This window comes from Lentzea miocenica (assembly GCF_033949945.1).
Lineage (GTDB): Bacteria > Actinomycetota > Actinomycetes > Mycobacteriales > Pseudonocardiaceae > Lentzea > Lentzea miocenica.
The window spans coordinates 245,469-268,059 of sequence record NZ_JAXAVW010000003.1 but is presented as its reverse complement, the minus strand read 5'-3'; the positions used below and the strand labels follow the sequence as shown (position 1 = coordinate 268,059).

Annotated in this window: 22 protein-coding genes and 1 pseudogene; 10 read left to right on the top strand and 13 right to left on the bottom strand. The window is 67.8% G+C overall.

Going from position 1 to position 22,591, the window contains the following annotated elements:
- The first annotated feature begins 31 nt into the window (after positions 1-31).
- Positions 32-994 (top strand): UDP-glucose 4-epimerase GalE, encoded by a 963-nt coding sequence (galE, locus tag SK803_RS05435; RefSeq protein WP_319964637.1) that lies wholly within the window; start codon positions 32-34, stop codon positions 992-994.
- A gap of 6 nt (positions 995-1,000) precedes the next feature.
- Entirely contained in the window at positions 1,001-3,016 is a 2,016-nt protein-coding gene (locus SK803_RS05430) for a S9 family peptidase (protein WP_319964636.1), read from the top strand.
- Here the strand turns inward: SK803_RS05430 and SK803_RS05425 are convergent.
- Entirely contained in the window at positions 2,986-4,029 is a 1,044-nt protein-coding gene (locus SK803_RS05425) for a DUF4192 domain-containing protein (protein ID WP_319964635.1), read from the bottom strand. The two genes, SK803_RS05430 and SK803_RS05425, sit on opposite strands and share 31 nt — an antisense overlap.
- A 182-nt stretch (positions 4,030-4,211) precedes the next feature.
- Positions 4,212-6,011, bottom strand: a complete 1,800-nt coding sequence (locus tag SK803_RS05420; RefSeq protein ID WP_319964633.1) for a Xaa-Pro dipeptidyl-peptidase — start codon at positions 6,009-6,011, stop codon at positions 4,212-4,214.
- A gap of 107 nt (positions 6,012-6,118) precedes the next feature.
- Between SK803_RS05420 and add the strand changes: the two genes are divergently transcribed.
- Entirely contained in the window at positions 6,119-7,120 is a 1,002-nt protein-coding gene (add, locus tag SK803_RS05415) for an adenosine deaminase (protein ID WP_319964632.1), read from the top strand.
- A 14-nt stretch (positions 7,121-7,134) separates the two neighbouring features.
- Positions 7,135-7,431, top strand: coding sequence for a divalent-cation tolerance protein CutA (gene cutA, locus SK803_RS05410; RefSeq protein ID WP_319964725.1), 297 nt, complete (start codon positions 7,135-7,137; stop codon positions 7,429-7,431).
- Here cutA and SK803_RS05405 read toward each other — a convergent pair.
- A complete protein-coding gene (locus SK803_RS05405; protein ID WP_319964631.1) occupies positions 7,414-9,351 on the bottom strand; it encodes an AAA family ATPase in 1,938 nt (645 codons plus the stop codon). The two genes, cutA and SK803_RS05405, sit on opposite strands and share 18 nt — an antisense overlap.
- A gap of 332 nt (positions 9,352-9,683) precedes the next feature.
- Between SK803_RS05405 and SK803_RS05400 the strand changes: the two genes are divergently transcribed.
- From SK803_RS05400 to lspA, 3 genes are read left to right on the top strand one after another with little or no spacing between them, the layout of a single operon-like run.
- Positions 9,684-10,985: a 6-phospho-beta-glucosidase gene (locus SK803_RS05400; RefSeq protein ID WP_319964630.1), complete on the top strand. Its 1,302-nt coding sequence runs from the start codon at positions 9,684-9,686 to the stop codon at positions 10,983-10,985.
- A 32-nt stretch (positions 10,986-11,017) separates the two neighbouring features.
- Positions 11,018-11,503, top strand: a complete 486-nt coding sequence (locus tag SK803_RS05395) for a YybH family protein (protein ID WP_319964629.1) — start codon at positions 11,018-11,020, stop codon at positions 11,501-11,503.
- A 51-nt stretch (positions 11,504-11,554) separates the two neighbouring features.
- Positions 11,555-12,040: a signal peptidase II gene (gene lspA, locus SK803_RS05390; RefSeq protein ID WP_319964628.1), complete on the top strand. Its 486-nt coding sequence runs from the start codon at positions 11,555-11,557 to the stop codon at positions 12,038-12,040.
- On the opposite strand, the gene SK803_RS05385 is transcribed toward lspA, so the two are convergent.
- The 3 genes from SK803_RS05385 to SK803_RS05375 are packed head-to-tail and all read right to left on the bottom strand — an operon-like array spanning position 12,012 to position 14,390.
- Positions 12,012-12,665: an endonuclease V gene (locus SK803_RS05385; protein WP_319964627.1), complete on the bottom strand. Its 654-nt coding sequence runs from the start codon at positions 12,663-12,665 to the stop codon at positions 12,012-12,014. The genes lspA and SK803_RS05385 overlap by 29 nt on opposite strands.
- On the bottom strand, positions 12,643-13,620 hold the full coding sequence (locus tag SK803_RS05380; RefSeq protein ID WP_319964626.1) for a DUF3500 domain-containing protein: 978 nt from the start codon (positions 13,618-13,620) through the stop codon (positions 12,643-12,645). Before SK803_RS05380 ends, SK803_RS05385 begins: the two co-directional genes overlap by 23 nt.
- Entirely contained in the window at positions 13,620-14,390 is a 771-nt protein-coding gene (locus tag SK803_RS05375; protein WP_319964625.1) for a Tat pathway signal sequence domain protein, read from the bottom strand. The genes SK803_RS05380 and SK803_RS05375 overlap by 1 nt, the downstream gene beginning before the upstream one ends.
- A 155-nt stretch (positions 14,391-14,545) precedes the next feature.
- On the opposite strand from SK803_RS05375, the gene SK803_RS05370 reads away from it, so the two are divergent.
- Positions 14,546-14,893, top strand: a complete 348-nt coding sequence (locus SK803_RS05370; protein WP_319964624.1) for an ArsR/SmtB family transcription factor — start codon at positions 14,546-14,548, stop codon at positions 14,891-14,893.
- Positions 14,886-15,422 carry an SRPBCC domain-containing protein gene (locus tag SK803_RS05365; protein ID WP_319964623.1) on the top strand — a complete coding sequence of 179 codons (537 nt, stop codon included), beginning with the start codon at positions 14,886-14,888 and terminating at the stop codon, positions 15,420-15,422. The genes SK803_RS05370 and SK803_RS05365 overlap by 8 nt, the downstream gene beginning before the upstream one ends.
- Before the next feature lie 197 nt (positions 15,423-15,619).
- On the opposite strand, the gene SK803_RS05360 is transcribed toward SK803_RS05365, so the two are convergent.
- The 3 genes from SK803_RS05360 to SK803_RS05350 form a co-directional block, all read right to left on the bottom strand.
- The gene (locus SK803_RS05360; RefSeq protein WP_319964622.1) at positions 15,620-16,048 is read right to left on the bottom strand and encodes a CBS domain-containing protein; all 429 of its coding nucleotides are present in this window, start codon (positions 16,046-16,048) and stop codon (positions 15,620-15,622) included.
- Between the two features lie 152 nt (positions 16,049-16,200).
- Positions 16,201-16,362: a hypothetical protein gene (locus SK803_RS05355; RefSeq protein WP_319964621.1), complete on the bottom strand. Its 162-nt coding sequence runs from the start codon at positions 16,360-16,362 to the stop codon at positions 16,201-16,203.
- A gap of 188 nt (positions 16,363-16,550) precedes the next feature.
- Positions 16,551-17,741 carry a DUF6923 family protein gene (locus SK803_RS05350; RefSeq protein ID WP_406601485.1) on the bottom strand — a complete coding sequence of 397 codons (1,191 nt, stop codon included), beginning with the start codon at positions 17,739-17,741 and terminating at the stop codon, positions 16,551-16,553.
- 87 nt (positions 17,742-17,828) lie between these two features.
- Here SK803_RS05350 and SK803_RS05345 point away from each other — a divergent pair, with 87 nt between their 5' ends.
- On the top strand, positions 17,829-18,587 hold the full coding sequence (locus SK803_RS05345) for a bestrophin-like domain (protein WP_319964619.1): 759 nt from the start codon (positions 17,829-17,831) through the stop codon (positions 18,585-18,587).
- On the opposite strand, the gene SK803_RS05340 is transcribed toward SK803_RS05345, so the two are convergent.
- The 4 genes and pseudogenes from SK803_RS05340 to SK803_RS05325 form a co-directional block, all read right to left on the bottom strand.
- Positions 18,584-19,240, bottom strand: coding sequence for an EcsC family protein (locus SK803_RS05340; protein WP_319964618.1), 657 nt, complete (start codon positions 19,238-19,240; stop codon positions 18,584-18,586). The genes SK803_RS05345 and SK803_RS05340 overlap by 4 nt on opposite strands.
- A 10-nt stretch (positions 19,241-19,250) precedes the next feature.
- Positions 19,251-19,655 carry a hypothetical protein gene (locus SK803_RS05335; RefSeq protein ID WP_319964617.1) on the bottom strand — a complete coding sequence of 135 codons (405 nt, stop codon included), beginning with the start codon at positions 19,653-19,655 and terminating at the stop codon, positions 19,251-19,253.
- Positions 19,656-19,791: 136 nt separating this feature from the next.
- Positions 19,792-20,016: pseudogene (locus SK803_RS05330) on the bottom strand (tetrahydrofolate dehydrogenase/cyclohydrolase catalytic domain-containing protein); the annotation flags it as partial.
- Positions 20,017-20,087: 71 nt separating this feature from the next.
- Positions 20,088-22,589, bottom strand: a complete 2,502-nt coding sequence (locus tag SK803_RS05325; RefSeq protein ID WP_319964616.1) for a PEP/pyruvate-binding domain-containing protein — start codon at positions 22,587-22,589, stop codon at positions 20,088-20,090.
- Positions 22,590-22,591 lie beyond the last annotated feature (2 nt).

The window sequence follows — 22,591 nt, the reverse complement described above, 5'->3', positions numbered from 1 at the left end:
AACGATCTTCATCGGGAATGCGAGGACTGTGGTGAAGCTGCTCGTCACGGGCGGGGCCGGATACGTCGGCAGCGTGTGCGCCGCCAGGCTGCTCGAAGCCGGACACGAGGTGGTCGTCCTCGACGACCTCTCGACCGGCCACGAGGACGCCGTCCCCGCGGGAGCGCGCTTCATCCGGGGCGACATCGCCGAAGTGATCGGCGACGTCCTCGCGGAAGGGTTCGACGGCGTTCTCCACTTCGCGGCGAAGTCCCTCGTCGGCGAGTCCATGCAGGACCCCGGCAAGTATTGGACGGGCAACGTCCTCACCGCGATTCGCCTGCTCGACGCGATGAAGGAGCACGGCACGCCGAAGCTCGTCTTCTCCTCGACTGCCGCGACGTACGGCGAGCCGCGGGAGGTGCCGATCCCCGAGACCGCGCCCACCGCGCCCACCAACACCTACGGCGCCACCAAGCTGGCCATCGACCACGCGATCACGTCGTACGCCGCCGCGCACGGCCTGGCGGCGACGAGCCTTCGGTACTTCAACGTCGCCGGCGCCTACGGCGGCATCGGCGAGCGGCACGCGACGGAGACGCACCTCATCCCGCTCGTGCTCCAGGTCGCCCTCGGGCAGCGGGAGCACATCTCGATCTACGGCGAGGACTGGCCCACCGAGGACGGCACCTGCGTCCGCGACTACATCCACGTCACCGACCTCGCGGACGCCCACCTCCTCGCGCTCGACCACGCCACCGCCGGCGAGCACCGGATCTACAACCTCGGCAACGGCACCGGCTTCTCGGTCAAGCAGGTCATCGACACCTGCCGCGAGGTCACCGGCCACCCGATCCCCGCCGTCGTCGCCCCCAGGCGCGCCGGCGACCCTGCCGTCCTGGTCGCCTCCGCCGAGCGGGCCCGCACGGACCTCGGCTGGAAGCCCGAGCGCGCCGACATCGCCGGGATCGTCCGCGACGCGTGGGAGTTCACCCGCGCCCGGCACGGGGCCTGAGCCGGCATGACCGACTTCGCCTCCTTCGAGAGCTACAACGCCACCCCGCGGCTCGCGTCGCTCGCGCTGTCCCCGGACGGCACACGGCTCGTCACGGTCGTCTCCTCCCTCGCCCCGGACGGCAAGACGTGGCAGGGCGCTCTCTGGGAGGTCGACCCCACCGGCGAGCGGGAAGCCGTCCGGCTCACCCGCTCCGCCAAGGGCGACTCCTCCCCCGTGTTCGCGCAGGACGGGTCGCTGCTGTTCCTCTCGGCGCGCCCGGACCCGCTCGCGAAGCCGGGCGAGGCCAAGGACCAGAAGGCGCTGTGGCGGCTTCCCGTCCACGGCGAGGCCGGCGAGGTGCTGCGACCGGGCGGCGGAGTCGGTCAGCTTCGTACCGCGGGCGAGACGGTGGCTTTCACGTCGTCCGCGTACCGCTTCACGGATTTCGGCGACGAGGACGACGCCAAGCGCAAGGCCCGCGAGGACGCCGGAGTGACAGCGATCCTGCACGAGTCGTACCCGATCAGGTACTGGGACGCGGACCTCGGTCCGGCCTATCCGCGTCTGTTCGCGGCTCCCCTCGCGGACATCACCCCGGAGACCGCCGAGGGGAAGATCGTCGCCCTCAGCGAAGACTCCGAAAGCAGGCTCAACGACGAGGACGTCGCGCTCAGCCCAGACGGGAAGTGGGCGGTTCACGGCCACGCCGTCGACGTCAGCGCTTCCTACGGCCGCAGGACCGAACTGCGGCTCGTGGCGACGACCGGCGGCACGTCCCGGGTCATCGCCTCCGAGGACGGTTTCTCGTTCTTCGACGCCGCTTTCACACCGGACTCCACCGCCGTGATCGCGATCCGGTTCCGGGAGTCCACCACGGACTCCCCATACCGGCGCGACCTGGTGCGGATCGATCTGGCGAGTGGCTCGATCACGCCACTCGCGCCCGATTTCCAGGAGGAGCCGGACCACCCGGTGGTGAGCCCGGACGGGTCGGCGGTCTTCTTCGCCGCCAGCCATCTCGGTCACCAGCCGATCTGGCGGCTCGACCTGGCGACTGGCGAAGTCACGAAGCTGACGCTCTCGGGCTACTACAGCGATCTGGTCGTGAGCCCGGACAGCAAGACGTTGTACGCACTGCGCAACTCGGTCGACCATCCGCCACAGCCGGTGCGGTTCGCCGCCACCGGAGCCGACCAGGATCCCGAGCGGCTGCGCGCGCCCGGCGCGATCGCCACGCTGCCCGGCACGCTCACCGAGATCTCCACGGTCGTCGCCGACGGCAGGACGGTCCGTTCCTGGCTGGTGCTGCCGGAAGGCGCCTCCGCCGACTCCCCCGCCCCGCTGGTCCTGTGGGTCCACGGCGGTCCGGTGATGAGCTGGAACGGCTGGACCTGGCGCTGGAACCCCTGGCTGATGGCCGCTCGCGGCTACGCCATCCTGCTGCCCGATCCCGCTCTGTCCACCGGGTACGGACCCGACTTCATCAAGGCCGGCTGGGGTCGCTGGGGCGCCGAGCCCTACACCGACCTCATGGCCATCACGGACGTCGCGGTCGAACGGGCCGACATCGACGCCTCCCGGACCGCCGCCATGGGCGGGTCGTTCGGCGGCTACATGGCCAACTGGATCGCCACTCAGACCGACCGGTTCCGCGCGATCGTCACGCACGCGTCCCTGTGGCACCTCGACGCGTTCTCCGGCGGCACCGACAGCTCCTACTTCTGGATGCGGGAGATGGGCGATCCCCTCACCCAGCCGGAGCGGATCCTGGCCAACTCCCCGCACCTGCGGGTCGCCGACATCAAGACCCCGATGCTCGTCATCCACGGGGACAAGGACTACCGGGTTCCCATCGGCGAGGGGCATCGGCTGTACTTCGACCTCGTCCGCCACGGGGTCAATGCGAAATACCTTTACTACCCAACCGAAAACCACTGGATTCTCACCCCCGGGAACTCTCGGGTCTGGTACGAGACGGTGTGGGCGTTCCTGGCCGAGCACGTCCTGGATCAGGACTGGGAGCGGCCCGAACTGCTCTGAGAGCCGGCGGCGAGCAACCGACGGGCGCTGTCCAGGTACTTGACGGACAGCGCCCTCATCTCTTCCGGCGGAAACGCGGCGCTGAGGGCGGCACGGAGGAGTTTGGTCAACGCGTGGCCAGGGCAGGCGTCCTCGGCCGCGTCGAGCGCGATGGACGCGATCCCGCCGTCACCACGTTGGTAGGCGTAGAACGCGAGCAGGCACGCGGCTTCCGCACGTTCCGGCGCCGGGCACGTCCTGGTGAGTTCCAGCCACAGCCGCTCGGCCGGTCTGGACCTGGGCTGCGCGGCGAAACCCATGCTCGCGTCCCGCACTTCGGGCACCGCCAGCGCCCGTGCCAACGCGACGATCTCCGCGTCCGGCAACGGTCCCTTGCGGTCTTCCACAGCGTCGATCGCGTCGCGCACCCGATGCAGTTCGGCGCTCGGATCAGGTTCGCCGGAGGCGATGATGAGCTCGTCGAGCAACGCGGATCGGCGTTCCAGCGCCTCGGGTGGGTCCAATGCCGCGATCGCGGCCATGGCCGCGCGAGACTCGAACGTCACGTTGCCTTCGTGTGCCGACGCGGCGGCCAGTGCGGACAGCTGAGGATCGGGCAACGTGCCGTGGCAATCGATGTCGAGATAACAGAGCCACGGCGCGTCCTTCTCGCACGAGGGCAGCCACACGGCTTCGACAACCTCGATGCCCACGCCGCCCAGCCGGTGTCTGAGCGCGGTGATCAACGGCGTGTGCGGCAGTTCCTCGGGCATGTGCTCGGACGGCGCGCACACGACCGCGAGAACCACCTCCGAAGCGCCTTGTTCCAGCAGCGGCGCTTCCAGTTGGGCGGCCAGCATTCCCCTGTGTCGCGGGCGCGGCAGGTCGACGCGCATGGTCATGCTGATCAGATGGTCTTTCAGCACCAGCACGACGAGCGAGTCGGCCGGGTGGAACCCCATCAGGTGCGGGATCGCGGCGTAGAGATCGCCGGGGCCGCGGACTCGGACGGGTTTCGGGAGGGTTGTGGGCATGGGCCCACAGTGGCGGATGGGGAAGGCCGGGCAACGGGGTCGCGGCGAAGTTGTGGACAACTCGGCGGCTGTGGACAGGTCGAGATCTTGGAGCGCTCGGGAACGGGGTTTTGTCGGGGGTGGGTGCTAGGTTGTCGCGCTTCGGTCCCCAGGCGAGCGGGAACCGAAGCGCGACAACGACGTCAGAACGTCTGGAACACGGCGCGCCAGCCGCCGACGACCGGCAGTTCGATCGACGTCCGGGCGAGGTCCAGCGACAGCCCGGCACCCGGCTTCGGGCGCAGGGTGTAGTCGTAGTCGCTGGAGATCACCACGAACTCGAGCCGGTGACCCGCCTGCAGGACGTAGTCGTCCGGCACGATCGGCACGGCGACGTCGTAGAACTTGCCCGGCTTGATCGGCGTCGTCCTGTCCGGCCGCTCCCTGTTCTGCGGGTCGGTCGAGCCACGCGTGATGACGTGCGACTTGCCGTCCGGAGCGCGGTCGACGAGCAGCGTCGTCACGTTGGCCGCGGGACGGTCGAACGCCACCCGCAGTTGCGCGGTCGACTTACCGGACAGCCGCAACGGCTTCTTCGTGGGCTCCGAGGTGTAGGACAGCCGGTTGGGCGACGTTGCCTGGTCGATCAGCGATTCGGCCGTCTTCGTCGCGTCATCGGTCAGCTTCTCGACGCCCCTGCCGGGCCACACTCCGAGGCCGCCCTTGGCGGTTCCACCCGCGGACAGCCGCAGCCGCACGTCGGACGTGCCGGGAGCCGGCCAGTCCTTCTCGTCGACCCACGTCTTGTCCTCACGCTGGATCGTCGCCTTCGGCTCCTTGTCGACACCGTTGCGGTGACCCCACAGGTACTGGGTGAACCAGCGGTTCAACGTGCGCCGCCACTCGACCGAGCGCAGCGTGTCGGCGTCCGTGTGCCCGGACTGGTGCAGCCAGATCTTCTGCGGCACACCGACCTTCTTCAACGCCGAGTACCACTGCTCGACGTGCGTCATCTTGACGTTCCAGTCGTTGAGCCCGTGGACCGCCAGCACGGCCGCGCGGACCTTGCGGACGTCGTTCAGGTAGTTCCGCTTGTCCCAGAACCTGCTGTAGTCGCCGGTGACGCGGTCCTGGTCCTTCGCGATCTCGGCGATGATCGGCTTGCAGATCTCCCTGTCGGCGCGGGTGTAGACGTACTCGGCGAGCACATCGGCGTCCTCGCCCTGGAACGTGCCGGGCGCGACGACGGCTCCATCAGCGCGGTAGTAGTCGTACCAGCTGGAGATCGCGGCGATCGGCACGATGGCTTCCAGACCACGCACACCAGTGGAGGCGACGGCGTTGGGCAGCGTTCCGTTGTAGGAGACGCCCATCATGCCGGTCTTGCCGGTCGACCAGGTCGCCATGATGGCTTCGCCCGTTGCGGTGCGAGCTGACGCACGACCGTTGAGCCAGTCGACGACGACGCGCGCGCCGATCGTTTCGTTGACATCACCCGTCGTCGGGCAGCCCGTCGATTTGCCGGTGCCAAGCGATTCGGCATAGACGACGGCATATCCGCGCGCGATGAAGTAGGCCTCGTAGCGTCCCGAGGTGATCGGGTTCGGGCCGAGGGCGGCGGTGATGCGTTCGTCGGAGGAGGACTTCAGCAAACGGCCGTTGCGCTTGTCCGGCACGTAAAGCTCGACGTCGACGTTGTGGTTGGCGACGTCGTTGCCGCCCGAGAAGTACGGGCTGACCATGTAGACGACCGGTACTTTGAGGCCGCGTTCGGTGGCGCGCGGCCGGACGACCTCGGTGTAGACCTCGTCGTCCTTGCCGTCGCGGTCGCTGTCGACCGGCGCCCGGACCCAGAGGCTTTCCTTCACCACGTCCTTCGGGTCGAAGACGGGTTGTGCCTCGCCGTCCTTGAAGACCGGCCCTTCAGCGGCTTGGGCCGTCGTCGGGAGGAAAGGCAGGACAAGCACCGCTGTCAGCAGTGCGACTCTTCGTGCGCCCCTCACGAGGCACCCCCAATGCAAGGCCAGGTACACGGATTCGTCCTGCACCCTTCCCCTTGACTGCAAGACATGTCACCCGTCGAACGGCCCTTGACCTGAGAGCATTGGCCATGCACATTTCCGACTTCGTCCACGCGCTGCCGAAGGCCGAGCTGCACGTCCACCTCGTCGGCGCGGCTTCCGTCGACACCGTCCTCGCGCTCGCCCGCAACCACCCCGACGGGCCCGTGCCGACCGACGAAGCCGCGCTGCGGAAGTTCTACGAGTTCACGGACTTCGGGCATTTCATCGACGTGTACGGCGTCGTCAACGACCTCGTCACCACCGGCGAGGACGTCCGCACTCTCATCGCCGGATACGCCCGCGACGCCGCGCGAACCAACATCCGATATGCGGAGCTGACGATCAGCGCGACGAGTCACGTGCGGGCGGGCATCGCGCACGACGAGCTCGTCGAAGCCTTGGCGGCAGGACGTGAAGAAGCGCTTGCCGTGCATGGCGTGGCGCTGCAGTGGATCTTCGACGTGCCCGGCGTCTGGGATCGTGACTGGGGCATGACGAGCGCGCGGTTCGCGACCGAGTACCGGCCGGAGGGGCTGGTCGGGTTCGGGCTGGGCGCGTTCGAGTCGGACGCGCCGAGGGCGAACTTCCGGGAGGCGTTCGCGATGGCGCGCGACGCCGGGTTGCGGATGGTGCCGCACGCCGGCGAGACGGCGCCGGCCAGCGAGATCTGGGCCGCGGTGCGCGATCTGCGTGCCGAACGGATCGGGCACGGCGTCAGCGCGATCCAGGATCCCGAGTTGGTGCGCCATCTCGCCGACGAGGGCGTCGTCGTCGAGATGTGCCCGACGTCGAACATCCGCACCGGCGCGGTGAAGTCCTTCGACGAGCACCCCTTGCCGCGGCTCCTGGAGGCAGGGGTGCCGGTGACGGTCAACACCGACGACCCCGGCATGTTCCACACCGATCTCGACCGCGAGTACCTGTTGTGCCACGAACAGTTCGGATTCGGCCGCGACGAGCTCGCCGATCTCGCACGGGCCGCGGTGCGCGCGTCGTTCGCGCCGGCCGAGCTCAAGGACCAGTTGCTGAAGGAGATCGACGCGCTGTGAGTGGTGTGTGCGTGGTGACGACGACCGTCGACTCCGCCGAGGCTGCGGAGTCGTTGGCGAAGGGCGTCGTCGAGGCGCGGCTCGGCGCGTGCGTGCAGATCGTGCCGATTCGCAGCGTCTACCGGTGGGACGGCGAGGTGCGCGTCGACGCGGAGTGGCAGTGCGTCGTGAAGACGTCCGCCAACCGCGCCGACGAACTCGTCGCGCACATCAAGGCCAACCACAGCTATGACGTGCCCGAGGTCGTCGTCACCCCTGTGGTCGGGGGCAACGACGACTACCTCGCCTGGGTTTCAGAGGAGACCTCGTAGGTGACGTGGCAACGGCTCGGTGTGCAGTACGCCGAGCCGTTGCGTCGCCCTTGTCAGCGCCACGTACAGCTCGCTGGGCGACATGCGTTGCGGTTCGACGACGAGGACGACGTCGAACTCCAGCCCTTTCGACGCACGCGGGGCCATCCAGCCTTCGCCGATGACGGCGATCGTGCGTCCGTTGCGTGCAGCAGCGTGTGCTTCGAGTTCATCGCGCACAGCCGCCGACATGTCGGTTACGCGACGGGCCCACGGGCGGACGCCGGTCCTTCGCACGGACACCGGCGCCGACGCGTCGGCGTCGACGAGTTTCAGGACCGGCGTGGCGACGGCCATGATCTCGCCGGGCGTGCGGTAGTTGACCTCGAGCCGGCGGTAGGTGAACCGGTCGAACATCGAACCCCAGCTGCGGACACCTCCTGCGGCCTGGCGCTGGGCCAGGTCGCCGACGATGGTCATGGACCTGTTGGGGCACCGGCGCAGGAGCACCCGCCAGTCCATCGCGGACAGTTCTTGCGCCTCGTCGACGACCACGTGGCCGTACGTCCACGTGCGGTCGGCGGCGGCGCGTTCGGCGAGAGTGCGGTGGTCGCGCACCTCGTGCCGCGCGGCCAGCACCTCGGCGTTGACGAAGTCGGTGACGATGTACTCGTCGCTGTCGGCGCGCCTGTCGATCGACAGGACGTCCATGACGCCGCGGGCGTACTCGAGCTGTTCCTCCTCCTCACGCCTCGCCACCCGTTCCGCTGAGCCGTCCGAGCCGAGCAGTTCGGCGAGCTCGTCGAGCAACGGCACATCGGATACCGTCCACACATCGGCGTCCTCCCGGTACAGCTCCGGCGCACCGATCCGGAAGCATCGACCCCTGTACAGGTCGGCGAGCAGCTGTTCCGGGGTGAGCAGCGGCCACAACCGGTCGACGGCGTCACGCAACGCGGAGCTTTGCCGGAGCTCGTGGCGCACGTCGTCCTCGATCTCCGGCCAGTCGACGCCGATCAGCCGCAACGCCGGTGCGACGAGTTCCTCGGCGAGCGCGAGGAAGAAGTACTTGCGAGCGGCGTTGTGCGGCAGTCCGTAGTAGCGCGTCTTTTCCCGCGCGACGGCGGCGATGTGGGCGTCGAGCGGGACGACGACGTCTTCCAACTCGATCTCGACTGGTTCGTCGGGAAGTTCCTGCCGGTCGGCGACGGCGACGGCCAGCAGGTCCAGAACCGATATATCGCCTTTCAGGCGCTGCAGCTGCGGGGTGTCCTCTACGTCGGTGACGACTCCGGGATAGAGCTCGCCGGGCGTCGCGAAGACGACGTCGGTCTCCCCCAGCGACGGCAGGACCTCTCCGACGTAGTGGAGGAAGCCGGTGTTCGGGCCGACGATCAGCACACCGTGCCGCGACAGGCGTTCACGGCGCGTATACAGCAGGTATGCGACGCGGTGCAGGGCCACGGCGGTCTTACCGGTACCGGGCCCGCCTTCGATCACCAGTACGCCGGGGCCCCAGTAGCGGATGATCTCGTCCTGCTCGGCCTGGATGGTCGAGACGATGTCGCGCATCGTCGCGGTCCGCGGTGCGTTGAGAGCGTCGATCAATGCGGCCGTGCCGGTCAGCAGTTCGTCGTCGTGGAAGTCGCGCAGCTCTCGATCACGAACGCGGAAGTGCCTGCGCAGCACGACGCCTTCCGGGTTCGCGGCGGTCGCCGTGTAGAACGGCCGCGCCGCGGGTGCCCGCCAGTCCAGCAGCAGTGGCTCGAAGTCGTCGTCGAACAATCCGACGCGTCCGATGTAGGTCTGTTCGCCCGTCTCCGAGTCGATGCGACCGAAGACCAGCCCCTCCTCCGCTGCCCGGTACTTCCCGACCTCCCTGGTCAGCCCTTCGACGGCGGCCTCGCGGTCCAGCCTCTGGGTGGTGGTGTCCCGCAGCACGGCCGCAAGGTCAGCAGCCGCTTTGTTCCGATTCTGATCGAGCCTTTCATACAGAGAGGTGATCCGTGCCTGTTCGCTCGCCAACACCTTGCCCCCTGTGATACAATCGTTCATATCTTCCCGGAAAATTCATTCCGAAAATGCAAAGCCATTCTTTGTATCATGGATCAGCCGTGCGCGGAACCCCTTTGCAAGCGCCTGAGCTGCCGGAAGAGTTCACAGCCACCCACCCGTGCCGCGTCGAGCAATTCGTCGTGTGCCGCACCTGAAATGTACGATCCGACGTGCTCGGCTCGTACTGCAGGAGAGGCCGAAATGGGTGTGGTCAAGGCATGAAGCTGGTCATCCTGGGTGGCGGAGGCTTTCGCGTGCCGCTGGTCTATCGCGCTTTGCTCACCGATCGATCGCCCGGCCGCGTGACCGAGGTCGTGCTGCACGACCTCGACGCCACTCGACTCGCAGCCGTCGGCGGGGTCCTGGCGGAACTCGCGGCTGACATGTCGGACGCCCCGAGCGTGACGACCTCGACGGACCTCGACGAAGCGCTGCTCGGGGCGGACTTCGTGTTCTCCGCCATCCGGGTCGGCGGGCTCGAGGGTCGCGCGGCCGACGAGAGCGTCGCGGCGGGATGCGGTGTACTCGGGCAGGAGACGATCGGCGCCGGCGGCGTTGCATACGGGCTGCGTACCGTGCCCGTCGCGCTCGACATCGCACGTCGTATATCGGTGCACGCGCCGGATGCGTGGGTCATCAACTTCACCAACCCCGCCGGCATGGTCACCGAGGCGATGTCGGCGCATCTCGGCAACCGGGTCATCGGCATCTGCGACTCCCCTGTCGGGCTCGGCAGACGCGTCGCGCGTGCGGTCGGCGTCAGCCTTGAAGACGCGTGGCTCGACTACGCCGGCCTCAACCACCTCGGATGGTTGCGTGGCGTCCACGTGCACGGGCGCGATGTGCTGCCGGATCTGCTCGCCGACACCGCGCGGCTGGAGTCGTTCGAAGAGGGGAAGCTCTTCGGCGCGGAGTGGCTGCGAACGCTGGGCGCTATCCCGAACGAATACCTGCACTACTACTACTTCACGCGTGAGGCGGTGGAGTCCGGTGCGTCGCGCGGGACGTTCCTGCTAGAGCAGCAGAAACGGTTCTACGCAGCACCGTCGTTGGAGAGCTGGGAACGGACGCGCCTCGAACGCGAACAGACCTACATGGCCGAGACACGCGACGAGGAACGCGACACGAACGACCTCGACGGCGGCGGCTACGAGCAGGTCGCGCTCGATTTGATGCACGCCATCGCCGACGACAAACGGACCACGTTGATCCTCAACGTGCCGAACAGAACGACGTTGTCCTGCCTCGACGCCGACGCCGTCATCGAGGTGCCGAGTCTCGTCGACGCCAACGGAGCGCGGCCCGTCGCGGTCAGCCAGGTGCCGGACGAGGGCGTCGGACTCGTCACGGCGCTCAAGGTCGTCGAGCGCGCCACCATCCGGGCAGCGATCAGTGGTGAGCGCGGGCATGCGGTGAAAGCGCTGGCGCTGCATCCGCTCGTCGACTCCGTCAACGTCGCACGCAAGATCGTCGACACCCATCCATTCCTGGCGTTGGGGCTGCAACGGAATATCGGGTGAAGTCGGGCGGTGCCCGCGCTAGCTTCTGAAACGTGGACACCGATCTGTTGCGGCAGCTCAACAACGACATCTGGCACCCGTTCCGGCTGGCATACGCGAAGCTGGACGCGCCGGCGTTCCTGGGCCTGCACGCGCCGGAGCTGATCCGCGCGGGCGGACCCGCGAAGCAGGTGTTCGGGTTCGCCGACTACGCGGACCAGATCGGGAAGTGGTTCGCCGAGCTCGCCGACCGCGGCAGCTCCGTGACCATCTCGTTCCGGTTCGTCGAACGCATCGCCTCGAAAGACCTCGCGAGCGAACGTGGCATCTTCCAGATCGTGTCGACGCGCGCGGACGGCGACGGGCGCACGTTCTATGGCCGCTTCCACACATATGCGCGACGCACCGACGGACGCTGGCGCATCTGCGTGGACTACGACACCGACGAACGGTCGGCGACGCTGAAGGAAGAGTTCCTCGCGGGGATCGACATCGACGACGTCGAAGCGTTCCGCGCCCAGGACGTGACCAGCGCCTGACCTTGGACCCTGATGCCAAGCGGTGGCGTTCTTAACTACGCTCGTCCGCAAATGGACACCACCACCTCTCGCCGCGTGCCGCTCGTGATGGGCATCGCCGTGCTCGTGCTGCTGCTGGACCAAGCCACGAAGTTCTGGGCGGAGAGCGCGCTGACCGGCCGCGCGCCCATCCCAGTGCTCGGGGAGTTCCTGCAGCTCAGGCTCCTCTACAACCCCGGTGCCGCGTTCTCGATCGGCGCGGGGTCGACGTGGATCTTCACCATCGTCGCGGCCGTCGCCGTCGTGATGCTCGCGCGGTACGGCATGCAGCCGCAGACCAGGCTGCGCGCTGCGGCACTGGCCTTGATGCTGGGCGGCGCGACGACGCACCTGCTCGACCGGCTGTTCCGGCCGCCGGGTTTCGCGCGCGGGCACGTCGTCGACTTCATCGACTACAACGGCTGGTTCGTCGGCAACGTCGCGGACATCGCGCTCGTCTGCGGCGCGATCCTGCTCGTGCTGCTGAGCTTCACGCCGACGAAGCAGCCTGCCGCGTGAGCGTGTCGGCGCGGCGGGTCGTCTCGGGCAGCCGATAGCGCGGGGCGAGACGCAGCACCTCGGCGCACGCCCGGTCCAGGTCGATCTTGTGACCGACCGACACGAAGACCGGCTTCACGCCGTCCTGCGTCCGCAACGCCCTGCCGACGACCTCGTCCTCCATCACGAGGTCGCTCGTCGACCCGCGGGCGTGGCCGGGCTGCGCGAACGTGCCCATCGGGTTCTTCGCCACGCCGATGCTCGGGATGCCCGTGTGCACGCCGAGGTGGCACGCCAGCCCGAACCGGCGCGGGTGCGCGAGGCCCTGACCGTCCGCGACCAGCAGGTCCGGCGCGACGGCCACCTGATCGAGCGCGCGCAGCAGCACCGGCATCTCCCGGAACGCGAAGAGCCCCGCGATATACGGGAAGTCCGTCGTGTCCTCGACAACGACCTCGTCGAGCACGACCAGCGTCTTTGCATCGAACACCACGCAGACACCCGCAACCGCGTCATTGCTGCGGTAGCCGACGTCCAAGCCTGCAACTGTGTCTATTCGCAGGTCAGGGGCACTGGCGGTGATCACCTGGGTGCGCAGGCGCTCTTGCAACGCGACGGCGTCTTCAACCGTTCTGGGCCACTCCACGGGCGACAGTGTGCCGTGACGCCCCGTGTCGGGTGTTGTAGTGGGCGGCGAGGAGGTCGTCGCCGAAGTCACCCGAATGACGCCGCCACACGGTGTGGACGTGGTTGGCCTCGTTGGCCGTGTTGTCGTACTCGATGAGCAGTTCCGGGCCCTGGACTCGGTAGTAGTGGCCTTCGCCGCGGCGCAGCGAGCCCTCCCACGAAAAGTGCAGGCGTTCCTGGTCGATCCGCGCGAACTCCTCGTCGGCGAGTTCGAACGCGAGCCGGTCGAGGTAGAAGCGGACGATGTCGACGAGGAGCTCACCCGCGGGCTTGCCGAGCTGTGCCGGCGTCACGCCGACCGGTTCGGACGGGCTGACGCGCGGGGAGTTGCCGCTGCGGATGTCGTGCGGCGCGGTGTCGGACACGACGGCGAGGCGGCGGGCTGTCGGGCCCATGCGGTCGAGAAGTTCGCGGGCGAGTTCCTCTTCGAGACGGAGCGGCTGGCCGACGACGTGGCCGCGATAGGTGACGCGGGCCGGGTTCGCGCCGAGGAAGAACGGGGTCGCCGAGACGCGGCCGTCGACGACCACCACGTTGACCGACAGGTGGTGGCCTTCGACGCGCCAGCCCCATGGTTCGTCGCCGCCGGGCGTGCCGAAGAGCACCGTCCAGAAGTCGCCGTTGTGCCGGTCGCGGTGACCACCCTCGCGGTGGTCGAGCACGTCTTCCAGCGCCATCACCGCCGCGGCCTGTGCGTAGGCGTGTGGACTGAGGACGGTCGCCAGCATTCCGTGTACAGCCTTGCGCTGATCACGCCGGAGCTCGCCGAGCACGAGGCCGGCCCGTGTACCGGGTGTATACGCCCAGCGGTGCCTCAGGTCGTCGTCGGTGACCGCGCGAATCGCGTGTTCGCGCTGGCCACCGGCGAGCAAACTAATATATTGGTGCGTGGCGTCAGTGACGTCGTGCAGCATCATTCGAACTTATAGGCCTTGAGGTTTCGCAGCAGCAGGTAGCAGTTCTGCAACGCACCCGAGGTGTCGCCGAGTGAGCGGTAGATGCCCCACTTCGGGCGCAACCGGTCGTCGAGCCACGTGTCGACGTTGTTCTTCGTCGCGTCGAGCACGGTGCGGCCGCCCTCGCGGACGACCCAGCGGACTCGCCCGGTGCCGTTGCCGACCTTGATCTCCACCTCGGTGTCGATCCACTTGTTGTGCAGCGGCTCGAGGTTCACCTCGCCGACGAGCACGTTGCCCTCGGTGATCTTGAACTCGATCTTCTGCACGCCGCCGGTGCGGCGCAGCGACATGACCGTCACGGGCGCGGAGCCGAGGCCGGGCATCTTGGTCTGCATGATGTGGGTGAACGAGGTCGTCGACTTCAACGAGCTCGGGATGAACATGGAGTAGGTCCACTTCCACGTCTCGCCGTTGTCGATCTCGAGGTTCTGGCCGCCCGCCTTCATGCCGCGGACCTCGTTGCGCTGCCGGTCGGTCGACGTGTCCCGGTCGCGGGTGTGCATGTCGAACCGGTAGTCGTTGCCCGACACGTAGATGTGCTTCGTGCCCGGATGTGAGCCGGCGCGGTCGTCCTCGACGCCCTCGAAGGCGCCGAGGCCGTCCTTGTTCGCCTGTGGACTCCACTTGAGCTTCCAGGCAGCCGCCTGCGCGGGCCCGGAACCAGTCAGGAGCAGCGGAACTGCCGCCGCCCCACCGATCAACGCCGAACGCCGAGAGATCTCCACGGCCGTTCCTCCCCAACATCCATGGCGGCGGATTTAGGGAAAAGGTCTGCACCACTTCGAGTGCGGGCGTGATCACATCATTGGCTGACTCCAGAGTCAATCTTCCGTGAGCCGCGCTCGACACGAACCAGGTTAGGTGTTAGAAACATTACGTAATGAAGATGCCACATGATGACGACGCTGTGTGGCGCGCCCTGGCGAACCCGCTGCGGCGCGCGATCCTCGACGTCCTGCGGGCCGGCCCGCGCACCACGGGTGAGCTGGTGGACGCGCTGGAGACGAGCCGGCACGTCGTCATGCAGCACCTCGGTGTGCTCCGCGAGGCCGATCTGGTGCTCGTGGAGCCAAGGGGCCGGGAGCGGGTCAACCACCTGAATCCAGTGCCCATCCAGCAGATCCATCAGCGGTGGGTCGCGCACTACGAGCAGAACTGGGCAGCGGCGCTGATCGGCCTGAAGCACGCGGTCGAGAGCGTCGAACAGGAGGATGAGGACGTTGGCTGAGCCAGGCACCGAGCTGTTGCACAGCATCACGATCGCCGCGCCCATCGAGAAGGTGTGGGCGGAGATCACCAAACTCGACGGCAAGCAGCGCGCCATGATGGACGCCGTCCTCGACTCGGAACTGAAGCCGGGCGCTCCGCTCTACTACCGGTCGACCGACGGCAAGCGGGTCTTCGTTGTCGGACGCGTCGTCGAGGTCGACCCGCCGCGGCTGCTCTCCCACACGCAGCGGCTCACCATGCGCGACGACCCGTGGACCGTCGTCTCGTGGGAGCTGGAAGAGGTCGACGGCGGCACACGCGTCACGCTGCGCAACTCCGGTTGGCCCGCGGACGTCAAGCGGCTCGACAAGGTCGACGCGACCTGGAAGGGCATCCTCGCCGCGCTCAAGCAGGTCGTCGAGTCCGGCGACGTCGGCACCGGCATGAAGCTCCAGTACGCGATGATGCGCGCCTTCATGTGGGCGATGCCGTCTGGCACCAAGACCGAGAACGTCCCCGAGCCGCCCGGCATCGACCGTGCCGGCTGAACGTGAATCCTGCTTTGGCAATGAGACTTTTGACGACGAAGTCAAAAGTCTCATTGCCAAGCAGCAGGTCAGAGCAGGTTGAAACCGATATATTGGTTGGGTCGGGGTCGTCGGACCTGACGACCACGCCGGCGTTGTTGATCATTCGGGATCCGCCGGGCAGGCTTCGCCCGACCAAGCGCGGTCACGACCCAGGATCAGCCCTGGGCGATGTAGGCCTGCAGCTGGTCCTGCGACTGCTCCAGCTGCCCGATGCGGCTCTTCACGACGTCACCGATGCTGACGATCCCCACCAGTTGCCCGTCGGACAGAACGGGTACGTGGCGGAAGCGCCGTTCGGTCATCAGGACCGTCAGGCTGTCCACCGTGTCCGACGGCGAGCAGGTGTGCACCTCGGTGGTCATGATCGCCGATACGGGAGAAGACAGCAGCTCAGCGCCTGATTCGTGCAGACGGCGCACGACGTCGCGCTCGGACACGATTCCCGCCACGCCGGACGGGCCGACGACGACGATGGCGCCGACGTTGTGTTCAGCCAATGCTCTGAGCAGTTCGGACACAGGTACGTCCGGGTCGATGGTCGCGACCAACGATCCCTTGGTCCGCAAAACGTCAGCGATCCTCACCTGGCGCCTCCGATCCTGTCGGTCCGGTAGCAACTCAGGCTAGATCGGATCCGGACAGAACGGGAGATCGAACCCGCATCGTGCCCACAAAGGGAGCAGGGGCACGTTCGGGTGAACGTGCCCCTGCGGTGTCGCGCCTGGTTCGGCGTCGGCTACGCGGATCCACCGCGGCGACGGGCCATGAACTGGCGCGGCGGGACTACCGGCACGCGCTGCTGTGGCAGCTGGACGTGCGGGTTCTGGTCGTTCTTGCCCCGCTTCTGCGCGCGGCGCGCAGCGCGGTTGGACGGCTCTGGCGGGGTGGTCGCAGGCATGCGAAAGCCTCCTCGTGACGAGGGCGTGCAAGGACACGGCGGAAGACGGCCGTGAGAGAAGGACCCGCGAAAGGGTCACCGAGACGACATCAGGAGTCGCGAAGGCGGCGTCCGGAGCGCCGCGGGGCTTCATCAGATGAAGAACATGTCCGCAACGCTAGCGACGCCGCCGGGTCACGCCAACCGATTTATCCGCGGGCCCTGGCTGCGGCGGCACCGGCGCCCAGCATCACCAGGACGATCGTCACCATCGCCCACTTGCGGGACTTCGTCAGCGGCGTGGTCTCGGCCTCGAGCGGAAGGTCCTTGCGCGGCTCGGTTCGCTGCCGCGCGGCACGCACCGGAACTGGTTGGGGCGGAAGGGAAGGCGGTGTGGTCGCGACGACCGGAGGCGGCGGGACGACCGGCACGGGAGCGGGTGCGGGGGCCTGCGCGGGAGGCGTTACCGGAGCGGGAGGCGGCGGGGGCGGCACCTCGGGGCGGGGCGCGGGCGGTTCGATGCGGGGTGGCATCGGGTTCGGCAGGCAGCCCGCCGCGTCGATCATGCCCATTTCCGGGCCCTCCGACAGCTCCACCGCGTTGCCGGACACCCGGTAGGTACGGCTGCGGCCTTGGTAGCCGTTGTTGGTGGCGTACACGGTGCCGGCCGAGTCGATCACGACGGCGCCATAGGTGGATTTCCCTGGCAGCTCAGCGACTTCCGTCCTGCTGAGCCCGCGTCCGGACACCGGATCGAACGTCACGACCTCGCCTGGCCCCCAGCCCGCGGCCGACACCCCGGTCAGCTTCCCGTTCGCCGGGTTCGCGGTGAAGTCGTCGAGCGTCAGCGCGGGCCAGTCCAGCACTACGGTCCGCACGATCTTGAGATACGACGGGCTCGCCGGGTCGATGTCGATCGCGTGCAGCCGGGCGTTGTCGCGCACGTAGAACGTGGTGCCGACGACCGCGCCCGCGGACACGTCGTCGGTGCGGAACCAGTACGCGTCAACGGGTCCGAGGTCGTTGACCACGCCCTTGGTGTCGATGAGCACGACGTGCGAGGGGTTCTTCCACCAGTGATGCCCCTTGGACGTAAGACCAACCAGACGGCCCAACGTCGCCGAGTACCCCAGCGCATTCACCGCGTAGTCGAGCCGCGCTATCTCCGTCACCCCACCGGATGAGGTGTCCATCTTCGCCAACGTCGAGAGTGCGCCACGATGGGATGAACGAACTTGATAAGCGTCACAGTTCGGCGGTGCGGCCTGAGCAACAGCGCTGGTGAACGGCGCGGAAAGCACCAAAAGAGACGAGACACCGCTCAACGCGAGCAAATTCCCTCGCCACCGGAATGGAGCAGTCCAATACGACAACCGGGTATCACTGCTGTTGCCGCGCATTCCCACCTGACCATTGCTCGTTAACCAGACCGTGCTGTACCGGCCACAGTAGACCGTGGTCTAATCCCACACCAGAAAGGAGCCGAATTGAGCATTTACCTCACCGGCACGCTCTGGGTTGCCGGTGCCGCTGTCATCTCCGCCGTCCTCGTCGTGGTCACCCGTCGGTTCGGCTCGGAGGAAGTGGGCGAGAAGAACCTCGGCCCGGGCGGATCGGTGTTCAGCATCGTCGCCGGCCTGCACGCCGTGCTGGTCGCGTTCATCCTGATCTCCCTGTTCGACTCGGCCAACGGCGCGGAGGAACAGGTGCAGAAGGAGGCCAACGCGCTCGTCGCCGTCGACTGGTCGTCCGACTCGCTGCCGGAGCCCGCGAAGACCAGGGTGGAGCAGCTGATCCGGGACTACGTCTCGACCGTGGTGGACGACGAGTGGCCGCGGATGCGCGAAGGGCAGGACGTCGACAACCAGGGCTGGAGCACGTTGAACCAGCTCAGGGACACGATCGCGACGGCGGCGCCGGACGGCGTCTGGCAGGAGGACCGCAAGACCGAGGCCGCGAACCAGCTTTGGGAGGTCTACCAGGCCAGGCAGGAGCGGCTGGACGCGGCGGGCAACGGCGTCAACCCGGTGGTGTGGCTCGCGCTGCTGATCGGCACCGGGCTCTCGCTGCTGTTCCCGTTCCTGTTCGGCGGGCCGAACCTGATCTCACAGCTGCTGATCACCATCACGCTGAGTTCGACACTGGTTCTGCTGTTGTTCGCGATCTACCAGCTGCAGAACCCGTTCAGCGGTGGCGTGCTCATCCCGCCGGACGCGTTCAGCTCAGCACTCGATCGGCTGAGCTAGCGCGAATCGGCCGTTCCGTCCGCTTCCTCGATCTCAACGGAGAGCACCTCGCCGTCGATGACCTTCGGCAATGGGTTCGTGTGAGCGAAGTAGCGATTTGCGAATGCGCCGACCGCTCTGGTAGAAGCGGCGTCCACGCCACCGCCGATGACGCCGCCCAGCACCGGAACACCCTTCGCGGCGATCGTGCCGAGCTTCTTTGTACCGTATTTTGTAATAAGTGCGGAGGCGGCCTTCTTGGTGAACTGCTTGATGCCGACTTTTTTGAACAGTTCGGTGCCGGCATTGCCGAGCAGGCACAGCAGGATGGCCGTCTGCACCTCTTCGCTGTCCACGTCGTGACCGCGCATCGACGCGATCGACGCGATGAGGTGCGTCTGGATCACGTAGGTGGCCGCGACGTTGGACGGCAGCGAGATCGGCAGCGTGATCAGGCCGCCGAGGTTCGTGATGAAGCCCTGCGCACCGGCCAGCGCCACGTGGGTGCGGATGAGGTGCTTGATCGCGGCCTCTTCGTCGCCCTTCTTGACGAGCGCGTCGGACGCGGCCTCGCGTGCGCTCTTGAACGGGCCGAACCCGTCCACGCCGGCACGGAGCAGGTAGTCGGCGAGGCCCTGCTGGACCTTGTTCAGCTCACCCTTGGACTCAGCCACAAACCCGAGATTACGCGTTCAGCTCACGTGAGGCGGCGTCAACGGTCTGTTCCAGCAGAACCGCGATCGTCGTGGGGCCCACTCCCCCAGGTACGGGCGTGATCAGGCCGGCGTGCTTGGCGGCGTCGAAGTCGACGTCCCCGACGTTGCCCTCGTTGTAGCCGGCATCGATCACGACGGCGCCGGGCTTGATCCAGTCGCCCTGGACGAACCTAGGCTTGCCCACCGCGGCGACCACGATGTCCGCCGTGCGCACGATTTCCGCCAGGCCGACCGTCTTCGAGTGGCAGATCGTGACCGTGGCGTCCCTGGCCAGCAGCAACATCGCGACGGGCTTGCCGAGGATCGGGCTGCGGCCGATCACGACCGCGTGCCTGCCCGCGACGTCCACGTCGTAGGCGTCCAGCAGACGCATGATCCCGCCGGGGCGTGCAGGACACGAACTCGTTGTGCCCGAAGGGCATGCCGGCGAACGAGTGCATCGTCACGCCGTCGACGTCCTTGTGCGGCGCGATCGCCTCGAACGCCGCGTGCTCGTCGACGTGGTGAGGAACGGGGTGCTGCAACAGGATGCCGTGCACGTCCGCGTCCTCCGAGAGCTCGCGGATCTTCGCGACGAGCTCCTCGGTCGTCGTGTCCACCGGCAGCGCCACGTGCCGGGACTCGAGTCCCGCCTTGTGGCACCGGTTCTGCTTCATCCGCACGTACGTGACCGAGGCCGGGTCGTCGCCGACGATCACCGTGGCCAGACAGGGTTTGCGGCCGGTGCGCGACATGAAGTCGGCGGCGCGCGGCAGCGGTCAGCTGAAGGTCGCTCCCCGGTGGTGCTCCACCTCGACTGCGCCAGTCACAACCCGTCGTCCAGTGTAGTGACCGCGCCCGTGCTGCCGTCGACGGTGATCCGCTCGCCGGTCTTGATCCGCGTCACGGCCTCGCGCACCCCCACCACCGCCGGAATCCCGTACTCGCGGGCCACCACCGCGCCGTGGGAGTTCGCGCCGCCCATCTCCATCACAAGTCCGCCCGCCGTCAGGAACAACGGCGTCCAGCCGGGATCCGTCGAGGGCGCCACGAGGATCTCGCCGGGTTCCAGGTGAGCGCCGACCGGGTCCATCACGACGCGCGCGATGCCGGTGATCGTGCCCGCGGACGCCGGGGTGCCGACGAGATCGCCTTCCACCGCGGCACCGTGGTGCACGGCTTCCGGTTCGGTGCCGTCCGACAGCAGCACGCGCGGGATGTGCCTGCGCCGCATCTCGCGGTCGTAGACCTCACGGCGCTGCGCGACCACCGCGCGCAGATCTCCTTCCGTGGAGCGCATTTCCTCGAAGTTGAGGAAGTACACGTCGTCGGCCTGCGCCAGCCGGCCCTGCGACACCAGGTCGGCGCCGTGGTCCGCGATGCGCTTGCGGAGTGCGCCGAACAGCGTGATGACCAGGTACTTCGGGTACTCCCGCAGGCCGGCGAGCAACCTGGTGCGGCGCAACGCGAAGCGCACGAACCAGCCGCGGCCCCACGCGCGCTTCGCCAGCGTTTCGATCATCGCTTCGGCTTCCGCGGCGCCGCGGGCGAAGACCTTGTCCGGCGCGGCGTTCTCGTTCTCCAGGCGCAGGAAGTTCCGCACCACCCCGATGACGTACGCCGGATCGTCGGACCACCTGGGCAGACCGAGGTCGATCTCGGCGACGGCGCGATGACCCCACTTCGCGAGGAAGACGTCCACCGCGGCGGGGCGTTCGCCGTCCTGGAACTGCCGCAGCGCCACGGGATCGCGCCGGATCTCCTGCGCGAGATCCCACATCGCCATGTCCATCTCGGTGGTGATGTTGTTGGGCAGCCCGCGCAGCACGGTCTGCAGCTCACCGGGCTTGACCTTGACCACCTTGCCGGCCAGGCCGAGCATCGCGAAACCGATCAACGCGGTCGGCGCGAGTCGCGGCAGCACCGGTACGACGCACTGCTGCAGCGCCTGTTCGATCGGGAGGGCCGCGGACTTCTCGAGGATGTCGTGCTCCATCAGCAACGCGTTGCGCACGGCCTTTTCCGGGTTCGCCAGCGCTTTCCAGGCGACCACCGGCACGCGGAACCGGCGGGCCAGCCGCAGGACTCGCTTGAGAGCGGGCGTCGGCGAGGAGTTCCTGATCGCGAACCGCGGGTCGTCGAACAGGCCGCGCAGCACCTCGGAGGAACGCGCCTCCATCACACCGAGCAGCCGCGTGACGAACTCGCGGCCGACGCGGCTCTGCAGAACCTTGGTGGCGTCGAAGAAAATGCGTTCGCCGTTCTCCACGTAGGACTTGCTCTTCGGGTCGCCGATCACGATCTCGAAGGCGGACTTGGAGATCTCGCGGAACGCCGCGCGTCCCATCGGGGTGATCGGTCGTTCGAGGCCCTGCGCGAGGCTGAAGCAGAAGTAGACGTGCGCGCCGCCGTCGGGGTTGTCCGGCAACGGGAACAGCGTCGTGATCGGCCGCGCCTGGGTGAGGTGCGGCTCGCCGTCGGTGTCGATCGCCCACTCGGTGTCCTGCGGCGAACCGTAGTGCCGCTGCACCTTGCGGCCGAGGACGGCGAGCGCGTGGATCTGCCCGTCGGTCAGGCAGGGTTCGACGTTCTCACCGACCTCGACGTGCTCGGTGCCGCCACCCGGCAGCGAGCGGATGACGAACTTCTTGTCCCCCAGCCGCTTCTCGACGATCTCGGATCCGTCGACGACGAAGTGGTCGGGGTTGACCGCGCCCGACACCACCGCCTCACCCAGGCCGGGGCTCGCGTCGATGACGATCTGGTCGCGCGTGCCGGTGACCGGGTTCGCCGTGAACATCACGCCGGAGACCTCGGACTGCACCATCCGTTGCACCACGACGGCGAGGTAGGTGGTGGTGTGGTCGATGCCGTTCGTTTGGCGGTAGCTGACCGCGCGGTCGGTCCACAGCGACGCCCAGCAGCGGCGTACCGCGTCGACCACCGCGTCCTCGCCGACGACGTTGAGGAACGTGTCCTGCTGGCCGGCGAAGCTCGCGAACGGCAGGTCCTCGGCCGTCGCGCTGGATCGCACCGCGACCGGGAGCCCAGGACTACGACCGTCGCCGAGCTTGCGATACTCGGCGACGATCGCGTCCCGGATGTCCTGCGGCACAGGGGTTTCCACCAACGTCCTGCGGGCGTTCTCCGGAGTCGTGCTCGCCAGTTCGTCCGCCGCGGCGACGGCGCGGTAGGCCTCCGTGGTGACGCAGAAGCCCTGCGGCACCGGCAGGCCGGCCCGCGTGAGCTCGCCGAGGTTCGCGGCCTTCCCGCCCACGATGGCGAGCATCGAGCCGTCGATGGCGCTGAAGTCGAGGACGAGCGGCATGG